Raw genomic sequence first — 13675 nt, forward strand, 5'->3', positions numbered from 1 at the left:
CCTGGGTTATCGCGAACGGGCCCATCCTTGATCGGTGGGAACGATGAATCCATCGAGTTCCAACTGGGCCAACACTGCCCGGACCGTCCCGATCGGCACCCCGGACTCCTCGGACAGGCCCGGCACCGATTGCGAGCCACGCGCCGGCAGCGCCTCGTACACCAGCAAGGCGTTTCCTTCGAGCGAGTCGGTCTCACGCACCACGTCGTCATCGCAGGCTCCAGATCCGACCGGACCTGCCTCTTCGACCACATCGACCGCCCGCGCCACCAACCGGGCTTCGCCTTCTCTGATCATGCGGTTGCAGCCGGTCGACGACGCCGACGTCACGGGGCCGGGGACAGCCATCACCGAGCGGCCCATACGTCGTCCCCAGGTCGCGGTGTTGCGGGCACCGCTGCGCCATCCTGCTTCCACGACGACAAGACCGTCCGACAGTGCTGCCACGAGACGGTTACGCGCCAGGAACCTGTGCTTGGCGGGAGTGGTTCCGGGAGCGTATTCGCTGATGACGGCACCATTGCGCGAAATCTGCCGAAGGAGTCGTGCGTGGCCCGCCGGATAGGCACGATCGACACCACAGGCGAGCACCGCGACGGTCCGGCCACCCACACCGAGGGCAGCGCGATGCGCTGCGCCGTCGATCCCGAACGCGGCACCGGAGATGATGGTCCAGCCGTCGACCGCGAGGTCACCTGCGATCTCTCCCGTCACGTGCTCGCCGTAGCCACTCGCAGCCCGGGTGCCCACCACGGACACCGCTCGATCGGTCAGATCCGCCAACGATCGAGCGCCCACTACCCATAATGCAAGTGGCGGACCATCGGTCCTGGCGTGGCCGAGCCCGTCGAACGCGAGCATCCGCCACGCGGGCCACTCGTCGTCGTCGGGAGTGACGAGGCGACCGCCCATCTGCGCCACGAGTTCGATATCCCGAGCGGCCGTGTTCACATGGGCCCTGGCAACCGTTCGTTCCCCGAGGTACTCGGACAGATCACGCTCACGCACCGCTCTCGCTGCTTCCTCCGGACCGACCTCCTCCACCAGTTTCGTCAGCGGCGCACACGGCCCCTGCACCACCCTCGACAAGTACGCCCACGCCAGGACTCGCGGGTCTCGCCACACCTGCACCGTCGTCACTGCAGTCCCCCGTCCTGAAATCCCCTGTCCCGAAACCCCAAGGCCGTGGCAACCTGTTCTGCACCCGGCGTGCTCACCCCGGCGAGATCCGCGACCGACCAGGCGACTCGGAGAGCCCTGTCGGCACCTCGCGCCGTGATCACACCCCGTCGCAGCGCCCGTTCCAGCGGGTCGAGAGCCGCTTTCGAGAGGCGAAACCGTTGACGCAGTGCCGGACCGGGCACTTCTGCGTTGGTGATCCAACCGAACTCACTCCATCGCTCCGTTGCCGCAGCCCGCGCCTGCGCGACACGGTCGCGAACCGTTTCGGTGCTCTCCCCCACTTCGTCGATCAACGCACCGGCAGCAACGGATTGCATGCGCACTCGCAGATCCACTCGATCGATCAGCGGACCGGACAGCTTTCCGAGGTATTTCCGTCGCGCGGTCGGGGCGCATACACAGTCCGCTTCGCGTGCCGGCGCACACGGACAGGGATTCGCAGCGAGAATCATCTGAAACCGAGCCGGGTACCGCGCCACACCATCTCGTCTCGAGATCCGAACTTCCCCGTCCTCGAGTGGTGTGCGGAGAGCCTCGAGCACTTTGGTTCCTATTTCAGCGCACTCGTCGAGAAACAACACCCCGCGGTGGGCCCTACTCACGGCGCCCGGCTTCGCCATTCCACTACCACCACCGACGAGCGAACTGACCGACGCGGTGTGGTGTGGCGCGATGAACGGCGGGAGATCGATCATCGGCCGGTCCACCGGCAGCGTTCCCGCAACGGAATGAATCGCCGTCACTTCCAAGGATTCCCGCTCCGTGAGCGGCGGCAATACTCCGGGGAGTCGCTGGGCGAGCATCGTCTTTCCGATACCGGGTGGGCCGGTGAGCATCAGGTGATGTGCTCCCGCCGCCGCGACCTCGATCGCCCACCGCGCCTCCGACTGTCCCGCCACCTCACTGAGATCGGCGCCGGCATCTCGCACGCGCGGTACCGGCTGATCGGGCGACGTCAGCTGCCGCTCGCCACGAAGCCATCCAAGCACGGACCGCAGTGTGGTCGCGCCGAGTATCTCGATCCCGCCCACGAGACCCGCCTCGGGTAGTGCGGATTCGGGGACCACCACCGTGGCCCATCCCGCGTTCTTCGCAGCCAGCACTGCCGGCAGAATTCCACGAACGCTACGGAGCCGACCGTCGAGCGCCAACTCACCGAGCAATACGGTCTTCCGCAGCCGGTCTCTTCGAACCTTGTCGGCAGCGTCCATGACTGCCGCAACCAATGCCAAATCGTAAACGGACCCCACTTTGGGCAATGTTGCAGGAGACAGGGCCAGAATCACCTTGGAGTCGGGCCACTGCTCCTCGGAGTTGGTGACAGCAGCGCGAATTCGGTCTCGTGCTTCCTGCAGCGCCGTGTCCGGGAGCCCTACGAGATGGATCGCGGGCAATCCACGCCCGATGTCTGCCTCGATCTCGACAACCTGTCCGTCGACTCCGGTCACGGCCACCGAATGCGCGCGCCCGAGCGGCATCAGAATGCGCCTTCGATGTGCTCGATCCGGGGCGCAGTGCCGCGCACCAGAAGGATCGACACCACGTCGAATCGAACCCGGCCCCAATGCCGTTCCGACTCTCTCAGCCACTCCAGACCCAGCAACCTGATTCGGCGTTGCTTGGTGGCCGTCACCGCTTCCGCAGGAAGTCCGAACGCTGTTCCCGTTCGCGTTTTCACCTCGACGAAGACGAGTCCGTCTCCATCAGCGGCGATCAGGTCTATCTCACCGTTGCGAGAGCGCCAGTTGCGTTCGACGATCTCCATTCCCGCACCGGCCAGGTACTCGGCCGCCAGTTGTTCGCCATGCGCTCCGAGCGCGAGATTGTGCACCACCGACGACCTCCATGATCACCCCGCGACCCGCTCCCGAAGGGGTCGCTCCTGCACACAGAGTGCAGCCGGAGGTCGATCGTGCGGTATCGGCGAACTGGGCGAACAACTGCCCTGTGGACACGCGGGAAACTGTGGACAATCTCTGTGGTCAGGACAGACCGTTGTCGGGAAGGCGCAGATCGGGCTTGTCAAGCTCTTCGATGTTGACGTCCTTGAACGTGATCACGCGGACGTACTTCACGAACCGGGCCGGCCGGTACATGTCCCACACCCACGCATCCGACATACGCAGCTCGAAGTAGATTTCGCCGTCCGCGTTGTGGGGCAACAGTTCCACCGAATTTGCCAGGTAGAAGCGCCTCTCGGTCTCCACCACATACGAGAACTGCCCGACGATGTCGCGGTATTCGCGGTAGAGCGACAGCTCCATCTCGGTTTCGTACTTCTCGAGATCCTCGGCACTCATCGGACTGAAAGCCCTCCTGGTCTGGTGTGAACTGTCATCATCGTGCACCACCGACGGCGGCGCCCACTCGGTTCCGTGCAGCTGCCACATTCGCATACGAATGACGGTGCTCGTCGCTCGGTCCCAGCCTTTCCAACGCTGCCATATGTGCCGGAGTGCTGTACCCCTTGTGGATCGCGAACCCGTATCCCGGCAGGCCATCGTCGAGGTCGACCATCACGCGGTCCCGGGTCACCTTCGCGAGGACACTCGCAGCAGCAATACACGCCGCCGCTCCGTCACCACCGATCACCGGCAACGACGGCATCGGCAAGCCTGGCACCCGGAACCCGTCGGTGAGGACGTAGCCGGGCGCCGACGCCAGTCCGGCGACAGCGCGTCGCATCCCTTCGATGTTGGCGACATGAACACCGATTGCATCGACTTCCCAGGCGGGCACTGCCACGACGCTCCACGACACGGCCAATCTGGTGATGGCCGGGAACAGTTCCTCGCGGGCCTTCTCGGTGAGCTTCTTCGAGTCGTTCAGCCGCGCGAGGGCGGGATGTGGCCGCGGGGCGAGAATGCACGCCGCCACCATCAACGGGCCGGCGCACGCCCCTCGTCCTGCCTCGTCGACCCCCGCAACCGGACCGAGCCCGCTACGGGCCAGAGCAGACTCCATGGTCCGCAGACCCGACGATCTGCGGATGACGGTACGAGGTGGCCACCTGTCGCTCACGGGGTTGTGCCTGCCTTTGCGAGAGTCAGTCGCCCTGAATGTCCGGCGAGCTGATGCCGCCCATGCGCCCCGGGGGAAGCACGATGAACTGTGCCTTGCCGATCACGTTCTCCTCGGGAATGGTGCCCTGCCGTTCGTCGCCGACGTGATAACGCGAATCAGCGGAGTTGCTTCGGTTGTCGCCCATCATCCACAAGTTGCCTTCGGGCACCGTGACAGGCCCGAAGCACCGTCCGGATTTTCGTTCGGTCTCGCAGGTCAGTTCACCGGGAACGAACGGAAAGTCCATGGTGACGTACGGCTCGTCCAACGGCTTTCCGTCGACGAGGATGCGACCTTGTTCGTCACAGCACTCGACAGTTTGTCCGCCGGTGGCGATCACTCGCTTGACCAGATCATTTTCGTCCGGCGGGACGAGACCCACCCAGGAACCGACCTCTTCGAGGCCACGCACGATCGGATTGTCGGAGCGGGTCGAGACGTATCCTTCCGACCACGATTCCGGGCCGCGGAACACGATGACGTCGCCGGGTTGGGGATCACCGAAGCGGTATCCGATCTTCTCCACGACGATGCGATCACCGGTACAGCCGGGGCAGCCGTGCAGAGTCGGCTCCATCGACGCAGACGGGATCAGGTACACCCGCGCAATGAAGGTCTGCAGGAGAAAGCTCAGAACGAGCGCCACGAGAATGAGAATGGGCAGCTCGCGCCAGAAGGAGCGCTGCTTCTTCTCCTTGCCGGTCTTGGCAAAACGCTCGACGGCCTCGTCGGCTGCATCTTTGCCGTTCTCGGACGAATGCGAATCGGACGGCTGCGACACGGACGACCGCGACTCGAACGACAAGGCCTGCTCCTTCGGCGAATCAGTCACAAAAACAGATTAGCCCGGCACCGCAATCCTGCGACGCCGGGCTCATCGGAAAGGTCAGCGCTTTTCCTTGATCTTGGCAGCCTTGCCACGCAGTTCGCGGAGGTAGTACAGCTTCGCGCGACGGACGTCACCGCGGGTCACGACCTCGATCTGGGCGAGGTTGGGGCTGTGAACAGGGAAGGTGCGCTCGACGCCGACACCGAAGGACACCTTGCGCACGGTGAAGGTCTCACGAACACCGCCACCCTGACGGCGGATGACAACGCCCTTGAAGACCTGCACACGCTCCTTGGAGCCCTCGATGACCTTCACGTGCACGTTGAGGGTATCGCCGGGGCGGAAGTCGGGGACGTCGTCGCGGAGGGACTTCTTGTCCAGGAAATCGAGGGTGTTCATCGGTGTTCCATCCTTGCGTTTTCGCAGGAGCAGAGGAACCGAGCGGCACTCGGCAACTCATGTTGCCGGCGCTCGTCTGGTTCGTGCCCAGGTTCAAGTGGCGTCGCCTGGTCCAGGCAACCCGTCAATTGTGCCAGACCGAGATGCTCTCGAGGAAATCGGCGCAGGCGCAGCGTGCACGGCATGCTCGAGTTCGGCCTCGGCCGCCACCCGAGCGTGCTCGACGTCGGGGGTTCCCGCAATCAGGTCCTGCACGTAGATCTTGACCCGGATCACCGGGCGACGCCACCGGCGCTCCCTCTCGAGCGCGCGGCGCATCCGCTTCGGCTTCTCGGTGTATCGCCATCGCGCCCACGGTGCACCGGGCCTGCTGAGGCGCAGCGCACCCACGATCAGGAACGGGAACACGAACAGCCCGACCAGGCCGGTCCAGATCTTGCCTTTCGTCAACACGATCGCCGCCAGCAGTAGGTTGACCAGGGAAGCGACGCTGATGGCAACTCGAATCCACGGGCCGGGATCGTCACGAAAACCGGCAACGTCGAACAGTTCCAAGGGGCGAAAACCGAGAAGCACGAACCCTGTCACGGCCACCGCCACGAACACCGCATCGACCGACGCCCTCCCCTGCTCGGACCAATAGACGTCTTGTAGATAGAAGATCAGCGCGAACTCGTCGAGCACCAGGGCTGCGCCGATCCCGAAGAAGGTGGCGAGCACGGCACCGGTGGTCTGCGATCCGTCCTCGTACACGGCGATGATCGCGCCGCCGGACACCAGCATGGTGACGACGCCGAACACGACGTGATGTACGTGATAGCCGGCCGGTGTGACGTTGCCCGGCCACCATTTCACCTCGGCACGGATCAGCCGGACACTGAGCCGAATGAGCAGGAACGACACCAGAAAGCCCAGGAGGAAGAACAGCAACGGCAGCCTGCCGTTGCCGACGATCTCCCGCTCCAGCCAGTCCCGCATCGACGCCTCTCAAATCGACCCAGCTCCGAGCATTCCACCCTCGCGCCCGTCCTAGCGCCCGAATCCGGCCTTCTTCAAGGCATCGGCCATGGAACCACCGGGAGGTGCCGAGTTCCCACGGCCACCCCTCCGGTCCCGCTGCTCGCGGCCCGGACGCCCGGCACCCTGCCGACCCCCGTTCGGCTTACCCTGCCGATCCTTCTTCGCCGGTCCGGCACCGGGCTCGTCGTCGAGACGCAGCGTCAGTCCGATACGTTGCCGTGCCTCGTCGACCTCGAGAACCTTGACCTTCACGACCTCGCCCGACTTCACGACGTCGTGCGGATCCTTCACGAAGTTGCGCGACATCGCCGAGACGTGGACGAGTCCGTCCTGATGCACACCCACGTCGACGAATGCGCCGAAGGCAGCCACGTTGGTGACGACACCTTCGAGCACCATTCCGGGTTCGAGATGCGCAACCTTCTCGATTCCCTCCGCGAACGTGGCGGTCTTGAATTCGGGTCGCGGGTCGCGGCCGGGCTTCTCGAGTTCGGCGATGATGTCGGTGACCGTCGGCAAACCGAAGCGCGCGTCGGCGTAGTCGGCGGCATTCAGCGCCCGCAGTGCCCGTTCATTTCCGATGATCTCCCCGACCCCGGTACCGGTGGCGTCCACGATCTTGCGCACCACGGGGTACGCCTCGGGGTGCACGCTGGACGCGTCGAGCGGATCGTCACCGTTCGGGATACGGAGGAAGCCGGCACACTGCTCGAACGCCTTCGGGCCGAGCCGAGCGACGTCTTTCAGTCCCTTCCTGCTGCGGAACGGGCCGTTCTCGTCACGGTGCGTCACGATGCTCTCCGCCAACGACCCGGCGATGCCGGAGACGCGCGAGAGCAGGGGCACCGAAGCGGTGTTGACGTCGACGCCCACCGCGTTCACGGCGTCTTCGACCACCGCGCCCAGGGATCGGGCCAGCAAGGTTTCTGAAATGTCGTGCTGGTACTGCCCGACACCGATCGACTTGGGTTCGATCTTCACCAACTCGGCCAAGGGATCCTGAAGTCTGCGTGCGATGGACACGGCACCTCGGATCGACACATCGAGGTCCGGCAACTCCCTGGACGCGTACGCCGATGCCGAGTACACCGATGCTCCGGCCTCCGAGACGACGATCTTGGTCAGGTTCGGCGACCCGGACTTCTTGATCAGTTCGCCGGCCAGGCCGTCGGTTTCGCGTGACGCTGTGCCGTTTCCGATCGCGATAAGTTCGACACCGTACTGTGCGACCAGACTCGCAAGGGTGGCCAGCGAAGCGTCCCACTTGCCGTGCGGCTGGTGCGGGTAGATGGTCTCGTGGGCGACGACCTTGCCGGTCGCATCCACCACCGCGACCTTCGTTCCCGTCCGAAACCCCGGGTCGAGGCCCATCGTCGGCCGCGTTCCCGCCGGTGCGGCCAGGAGCAGATCACGCAGGTTGTTCGCGAATACTTCCACTGCGTCCGACTCCGCCGACTGGCGCAACCGCATGCGGATGTCGATCCCCATGGTGACGAGCAACTTGGTGCGCCACGCCCAACGGACCGTGTCGAGCAGCCACTTGTCGCCCGCGCGCCCGCGGTCCGCAATGTCGAACCGGTTCGCGATCCGGCCCTCGAACACGGTGGGAGCACCCGGTGTGGGCTCGTCCTCGTCGGGGGCGAGGGTCAGTGTCAGCACGCCTTCCTTCTCGCCTCGGAGTGCGGCCAGGATCCGGTGCGACGGCAGGTTCGTGAAGGGTTCGGAGAACTCGAAATAGTCGGCGAACTTCGCGCCCTCGGTTTCCTTGCCCTTTTTGACCGATGTCACGAGCCGTCCGCGGGTCCACATCAACTCGCGCAATTCGCCGACCAGGTCGGCGTCCTCGGCGAATCGCTCGACCAGAATCGCCCGGGCGCCGCCGAGTTGGTCGTCGGTGAACGTGGCCGGGTCGGTGGACGGATCGCCGATCAGTGTGTCTGCCACCGGCTCGTGCCCGGCTTCACGGGCGATCTGCGCCTTGGTGCGCCGCTTCGGTTTGAACGGCAGGTAGATGTCCTCGAGCCTGGCCTTCGTCTCCGCGAGCATGATCTGGCCGCGCAGCTGGTCGTCGAGTTTCCCCTGTCCGTCGATGGATTCGAGAATCGCCTCGCGGCGTTCGTCGAGCTCGCGCAAGTACCGCAGACGTTCTTCGAGCTGGCGTAGTTGCGCGTCGTCGAGCATGCCCGTGACTTCCTTGCGGTACCGGGCGATGAATGGGACTGTCGACCCGCCGTCGAGAAGGTCTACGGCAGCGGCCACCTGCCCTTCACGAACGTCGAGTTCCTCGGCAATGCGCTGATTCACGGTCTTGAGAGTCACGAAAACTGACCCTACAGTCCCTCTGAGACACCGATTTCGTCGGTGAGCGGCGACCCTCTAAGGCAAAAGATCCGGGCGCCGCTGCGCCGTCCGGGCGAGCGACTGCTCTCGGCGCCACGCGGCAACCTTGGCGTGGTCACCGGACAGCAGAACGGGTGGTACCTCGAGGTCGCGCCAACTGGCCGGCCGCGTATAGCTCGGACCTTCGAGGAGTCCGTCGGAGAACGAATCTTCTCGGTGCGACTGCTGATTTCCCAGCACACCAGGGAGGAGACGAACGACGGCCTCCGCCATCACCAGCACAGCGGCCTCACCACCGATGAGCACATAGTCACCGATGCTGACCTCTTCGACGCGCACACGGCGTGCCGCGTCGTCGAACACGCGCTGGTCGATTCCCTCGTAGCGCCCACACGCGAAAACGAGGTGCTTCTCCTCGGCCCACCGATGCGCCGTCGACTGGGTGAATGGAACTCCGGCCGGGGTCGGTACCACGAGAATCGGGTCGGCATCCGCGTCCCGTGACGTCAACACGTCGTCCAGCGCAGGACCCCACACGCTCGGTTTCATGACCATGCCCGGGCCGCCCCCGTACGGCGAATCGTCCACCGCCTTGTGAACGTCGTGCGTCCAGTCGCGGAGGTCGTGCACACCGACCGAGATCAGTCCCTTGTCGATGGCCTTGCCCAGCAAGGCAGCTCGGAGCGGTTCCAGATACTCGGGAAAGATGGTGACGACGTCGAGGCGCACGAGAATCGCCTACTTGCCGTCGGCCGGTTCGCCGAAATCGGGATCGAGCAGACCCTCGGGCGGATCGATCTCGACCACACCGTCCGCTACCGACACCGATGTGACGATGGCGGCAACGAAGGGAACGAGAATCTCCCGATCTTCTCCGGCGGGCCGGATCGACAACAGCTCACCTGCCGCCGAATGGAGCACCTCACCCACCGTTCCCACCTCGGAACCGTCCGCCAAGCGCACGGACAGACCCTCGAGTTCGTGGTCGTAGAACTCGTCCGGATCTTCCGGCGATTCGAGTTGGGAGCTGTCGATCACGAACAGCGTTCCGCGCAGCGCGTCGGCTGCGTTGCGGTCGGCCACCCCGACCAGGCGCAGCAGAAGCCGCCCGGAGTGCTCCCGGGCGGCTTCCACCTCGTATGTTTCGAATGTGCGCTCGCGCGGCTTATGTCCACGCAGTTCCGCACCGACAGCGAAACGCTCGTCGGGTTCGTCCGTACGAACCTCGACGACCAGTTCGCCTTTGATGCCGTGCGATTTGACCACTCGGCCGACTACGAGCTCCACTACCTGAGCCGTCTACTGGTCGGTGTCGACGACATCGACACGGATGCCGCGGCCGCCGACTCCGGAGACCAGAGTCCGCAGCGCGGTGGCGGTGCGCCCGCCACGGCCGATGACCTTGCCCAGGTCGTCGGGGTTCACGTGAACCTCGACGGTGCGTCCCCGACGCCCGGTGATCAGCTCGACACGAACGTCGTCGGGATTGGCGACGATGCCCCGAACGAGGTGCTCAACGGCATCGGCGACGAGGTCACTCACTTCTGCGCAGCCTCGGCGTCATCGGCTGCGGCGTCTTCTGCCGGAGCGTCGGCATCATCGGCCTTCGCCTTCTTCTTCTTGGGGGTGACGGCCTCGGCAACGGGCTCGTTCTCGGCCTGCGCGAGCGCGGCCTGGAACAGCTCGAGCTTGGTGGGCTTGGCCTCTGCCTTCTTGAGAGTTCCCTCGGCGCCGGGCAGGCCCTTGAACTTCTGCCAGTCACCGGTGACCTTGAGGATGGCCTCGACGGGTTCGGTGGGCTGTGCGCCCACACCCAGCCAGTACTGCGCGCGCTCGGAATCGACCTCGATGAACGAGGGCTCTTCCTTGGGCTGGTACTTGCCGATGGTCTCGATCACGCGACCGTTGCGGCGCGTACGGGAGTCGGCGACGACGATGCGGTACTGCGGGTTGCGGATCTTGCCGAGCCGGGTGAGCTTGATCTTGACAGCCATTGCTGTGTGTTCTCCTTCAGCGCGCACGAGTGCGCACGTGTCACGTGCAATTCAGCGACCCGCAGGGATAGCGGGCCCGGTTTTGCCTCTTACCTGTGACCGCCGCGCGGTACGTAACCGGATGCGACGACAGCGGACCATTCTGCCAGACGCGCGTAGCCCAGCGAAAACCAGGTCATCTCGCCTTTACGACCGCACCGCGGAGTATCACCAGATCTGGTTCACGCAGGACGTCGATACTCGAGCGCGGATCGCCGCGAAACACGACCAGGTCTGCCGACGCGCCCGCGCTCAGACTCTCGTGCCCCAGCCACGTCCGCGCGTTCCAACTGGCCGCGCCCAGCGCGTCGGTCGGCGACATGCCGACCGACTTCAGCTCCTCGACCTCGTCGGCGATTCGGCCGTGCCTGATCGAGCCACCCGCATCCGTGCCCGCATAGATCGGAATTCCGGCCTCGTGCGCTGCGCCGATCGTCGCCTTCACCCGTGAATGGAGGTCGCGCATGTGCGCGGCATAGATCGGGTACTTGCCCGCGGAGTCGGCGATCTCCGGGAAGGTGGCAATGTTCACGAGCGTCGGAACGAGGGCCGCGCCGGACGCCACCATCAGATCGATGGTCTCGTCCGTGAGCCCGGTGCCGTGCTCGATGCAGTCGATACCGGCGTTGATCAGGCCGGGCAGCGCATCCTCGGCGAACACGTGTGCGGTCACACGGGCACCCTCACGGTGTGCCGCCGCGATCGCCTCGACCAGAATGTCGTCACTCCACAGCGGTGCCAGATCGCCGATCGAGCGGTCGATCCAGTCGCCGACGAGTTTGACCCAACCATCGCCTGCCCGGGCCTGACGCACGACCTCGTCGGGTAGCTGCGATTCGTCGTCGAGGTCGACGGGCAGCCCCGGTATATAGCGTTTGGGAGCCGCGATGTGCTGACCGGCCCGGATGATCCTCGGCAGATCCGGACGATCGTCGACGATGCGAGTGTCGACGGGTGAACCCGCATCTCGCAGCAGCAGGACGCCGGCGTCGCGCTCGGTGACCGCCTGCGCCAACAGGCCCTCTCTGCTTTCACCGCCACCACCACCGAATTTGATGCCGACGTGGCAGTGCGCGTCGACGAGTCCAGGCACGATCCATCCTGTGTCGGACACGGTTTCTGCCCCGGCGACCGGCTCGAACGAGATCACATCGCCGTCGACCCACAGGTCGGTCTCCTGCTCACCGGGCAGGAGCGTTCCGCGCAGATGCAGGGCGCTCATCGGCCTACTTCTTCGGAAGCTTCAGCTGCGACAGATCGAGCCCTTCGAGCCCCGGAGGCAACTCGTCGAGACCCTTCGGCATCTGGGACAGATCCGGCATACCGCCGCCGGGCATGCCCGGGAATCCACCGGGCATTCCGCCCGGGAAGCCGCCCTTCATCTTCGGCGGGGTCGGTCCCCTGCCCTTGCCCTTCTTGCCCTTCTTGCCCTTCTTACCGCGTTGCGGCTTACGCGATCCCGGCATGCCCATGCGGCCCGCCATCGCCGCCATCATCTTCCGCGCCTCGAAGAAGCGGTCGACCAACTGATTGACGTCGGACACCTTCACACCGGATCCGTTGGCGATACGCAAACGTCGAGAAGCGTTGATGATCTTCGGATCGGCACGTTCGGCCGGGGTCATACCGCGGATGATGGCCTGAACGCGGTCGAGTTGCTTTTCGTCGACGTTCGCGAGCTGGTCCTTCATCTGGGCGGCACCCGGCAGCATGCCGAGCAGGTTGCCGATGGGACCCATCTTGCGGACGGCCATCATCTGCTCGAGGAAGTCTTCGAGGGTGAGCTGACCGGAGCCGATCTTGCCCGCGGTCGCCTCTGCCTGTTCGGCATCGAAATGCTGTTCGGCAGCCTCGATGAGGCTGAGTACGTCACCCATACCGAGGATGCGGCTCGCCATGCGATCCGGGTGGAAGACGTCGAAGTCCTCGAGCTTCTCACCGGTCGACGCGAACAGAATGGGCTGTCCCGTCACCTCGCGGACGCTCAGCGCCGCACCACCACGGGCATCGCCGTCGAGCTTGGTAAGCACCACACCGGTGAAACCGACACCTTCGCGGAACGCTTCGGCAGTGCTGACGGCGTCCTGACCGATCATCGCGTCGAGCACGAAGATGGTCTCGTCCGGATCGACAGCGTCGCGGATACCCGCGGCCTGTGCCATCAGTTCGGAATCGATACCGAGCCGACCTGCGGTGTCCACCACGACGACGTCGTACTGCTTGTTGCGGGCTTCTTCGACACCCGCCCGCGCAACCTCGACCGGGTCCGCGGCGGTGATGCCGAGCTCGTTGTCGCCACCGCCGACCGAGGTGCCCGGGTGCGGGGCGAAGACGGCTGCCCCTGCCCGCTCACCGACGATCTGCAACTGCGTGACGGCGCCGGGCCGCTGAAGGTCACACGCAACCAGAAGTGGGGTGTGCCCCTGGTCCTTCAGCCACTTGGCCAGCTTCCCTGCCAGGGTCGTCTTACCGGACCCCTGCAGGCCGGCCAGCATGATGACCGTCGGCGGGGTCTTCGCGTACACCAGGCGTCGGGTCTCGCCACCGAGGATGCCGACGAGTTCCTCGTTGACGATCTTGACGACCTGCTGCGCAGGATTGAGCGCGCCGGACACCTCGACGCCCTTCGCGCGTTCCTTGATCTTCGCGATGAAGGTCCGCACGACCGGCAGGGCGACGTCGGCCTCGAGCAGAGCAAGCCTGATCTCACGACACGTCGCGTCGATGTCAGCTCCGGAGAGTCGACCCTTGCCACGCAGATCCTTGAGGGATCCGGTCAATCTGTCGGAAAGGGATTCGAACACCGAGT

At 65.1% G+C, this 13675-nt stretch carries 15 protein-coding genes; all 15 read right to left on the bottom strand.

Annotated features, from left to right (window positions below; translation table 11 throughout):
* Positions 1 to 6: 6 nt before the first annotated feature.
* The 15 genes from dprA to ffh all read right to left on the bottom strand — a co-directional run bounded on the left by dprA (position 7) and on the right by ffh (position 13670).
* Positions 7 to 1104: a DNA-processing protein DprA gene (dprA, locus tag ACZI8Q_RS08530; protein ID WP_463373175.1), complete on the bottom strand. Its 1098-nt coding sequence runs from the start codon at positions 1102 to 1104 to the stop codon at positions 7 to 9.
* A gap of 32 nt (positions 1105 to 1136) precedes the next feature.
* On the bottom strand, positions 1137 to 2660 hold the full coding sequence (locus ACZI8Q_RS08535) for a YifB family Mg chelatase-like AAA ATPase (RefSeq protein WP_463373070.1): 1524 nt from the start codon (positions 2658 to 2660) through the stop codon (positions 1137 to 1139).
* A complete protein-coding gene (locus tag ACZI8Q_RS08540; protein WP_463373071.1) occupies positions 2660 to 3016 on the bottom strand; it encodes a YraN family protein in 357 nt (118 codons plus the stop codon). The genes ACZI8Q_RS08535 and ACZI8Q_RS08540 overlap by 1 nt, the downstream gene beginning before the upstream one ends.
* Positions 3017 to 3164: 148 nt before the next feature.
* Entirely contained in the window at positions 3165 to 3482 is a 318-nt protein-coding gene (locus tag ACZI8Q_RS08545; RefSeq protein ID WP_005240496.1) for a DUF2469 domain-containing protein, read from the bottom strand.
* A gap of 37 nt (positions 3483 to 3519) precedes the next feature.
* On the bottom strand, positions 3520 to 4203 hold the full coding sequence (locus ACZI8Q_RS08550; protein WP_463373072.1) for a ribonuclease HII: 684 nt from the start codon (positions 4201 to 4203) through the stop codon (positions 3520 to 3522).
* Positions 4204 to 4228: 25 nt separating this feature from the next.
* Complete coding sequence (gene lepB / locus ACZI8Q_RS08555) at positions 4229 to 5026, bottom strand: signal peptidase I (RefSeq protein WP_463373176.1); 798 nt, start codon at positions 5024 to 5026, stop codon at positions 4229 to 4231.
* A gap of 105 nt (positions 5027 to 5131) precedes the next feature.
* Positions 5132 to 5473, bottom strand: a complete 342-nt coding sequence (gene rplS / locus ACZI8Q_RS08560) for a 50S ribosomal protein L19 (RefSeq protein ID WP_463373073.1) — start codon at positions 5471 to 5473, stop codon at positions 5132 to 5134.
* A gap of 93 nt (positions 5474 to 5566) precedes the next feature.
* The gene (locus ACZI8Q_RS08565; protein WP_463373074.1) at positions 5567 to 6451 is read right to left on the bottom strand and encodes a hypothetical protein; all 885 of its coding nucleotides are present in this window, start codon (positions 6449 to 6451) and stop codon (positions 5567 to 5569) included.
* A 51-nt stretch (positions 6452 to 6502) separates the two neighbouring features.
* Positions 6503 to 8812 carry a Tex family protein gene (locus ACZI8Q_RS08570; protein WP_463373075.1) on the bottom strand — a complete coding sequence of 770 codons (2310 nt, stop codon included), beginning with the start codon at positions 8810 to 8812 and terminating at the stop codon, positions 6503 to 6505.
* Between the two features lie 57 nt (positions 8813 to 8869).
* Complete coding sequence (trmD, locus tag ACZI8Q_RS08575) at positions 8870 to 9562, bottom strand: tRNA (guanosine(37)-N1)-methyltransferase TrmD (RefSeq protein ID WP_463373076.1); 693 nt, start codon at positions 9560 to 9562, stop codon at positions 8870 to 8872.
* A gap of 9 nt (positions 9563 to 9571) precedes the next feature.
* Complete coding sequence (gene rimM / locus ACZI8Q_RS08580) at positions 9572 to 10120, bottom strand: ribosome maturation factor RimM (RefSeq protein ID WP_463373077.1); 549 nt, start codon at positions 10118 to 10120, stop codon at positions 9572 to 9574.
* Positions 10121 to 10132: 12 nt separating this feature from the next.
* A complete protein-coding gene (locus ACZI8Q_RS08585; protein ID WP_463373078.1) occupies positions 10133 to 10375 on the bottom strand; it encodes an RNA-binding protein in 243 nt (80 codons plus the stop codon).
* Positions 10372 to 10827, bottom strand: coding sequence for a 30S ribosomal protein S16 (gene rpsP / locus ACZI8Q_RS08590; protein WP_463373079.1), 456 nt, complete (start codon positions 10825 to 10827; stop codon positions 10372 to 10374). The genes ACZI8Q_RS08585 and rpsP overlap by 4 nt, the downstream gene beginning before the upstream one ends.
* Before the next feature lie 175 nt (positions 10828 to 11002).
* A complete protein-coding gene (locus ACZI8Q_RS08595) occupies positions 11003 to 12088 on the bottom strand; it encodes an amidohydrolase family protein (protein WP_463373080.1) in 1086 nt (361 codons plus the stop codon).
* Positions 12089 to 12092: 4 nt separating this feature from the next.
* The gene (gene ffh, locus ACZI8Q_RS08600; protein WP_463373081.1) at positions 12093 to 13670 is read right to left on the bottom strand and encodes a signal recognition particle protein; all 1578 of its coding nucleotides are present in this window, start codon (positions 13668 to 13670) and stop codon (positions 12093 to 12095) included.
* Positions 13671 to 13675: the final 5 nt, after the last annotated feature.

This window comes from Rhodococcus quanlei (assembly GCF_055231015.1).

Excerpts from the sequence above, each read along its gene's own strand:
- ACZI8Q_RS08535 (WP_463373070.1), bottom strand. The coding sequence starts at position 2,660 with ATGCCGCTCGGGCGCGCGCATTCGGTGGCCGTGACCGGAGTCGACGGA.
- ACZI8Q_RS08545 (WP_005240496.1), bottom strand. The coding sequence starts at position 3,482 with ATGAGTGCCGAGGATCTCGAGAAGTACGAAACCGAGATGGAGCTGTCG.
- rplS (WP_463373073.1), bottom strand. The coding sequence starts at position 5,473 with ATGAACACCCTCGATTTCCTGGACAAGAAGTCCCTCCGCGACGACGTC.
- ACZI8Q_RS08565 (WP_463373074.1), bottom strand. The coding sequence starts at position 6,451 with ATGCGGGACTGGCTGGAGCGGGAGATCGTCGGCAACGGCAGGCTGCCG.
- rpsP (WP_463373079.1), bottom strand. The coding sequence starts at position 10,827 with ATGGCTGTCAAGATCAAGCTCACCCGGCTCGGCAAGATCCGCAACCCG.
- ACZI8Q_RS08595 (WP_463373080.1), bottom strand. The coding sequence starts at position 12,088 with ATGAGCGCCCTGCATCTGCGCGGAACGCTCCTGCCCGGTGAGCAGGAG.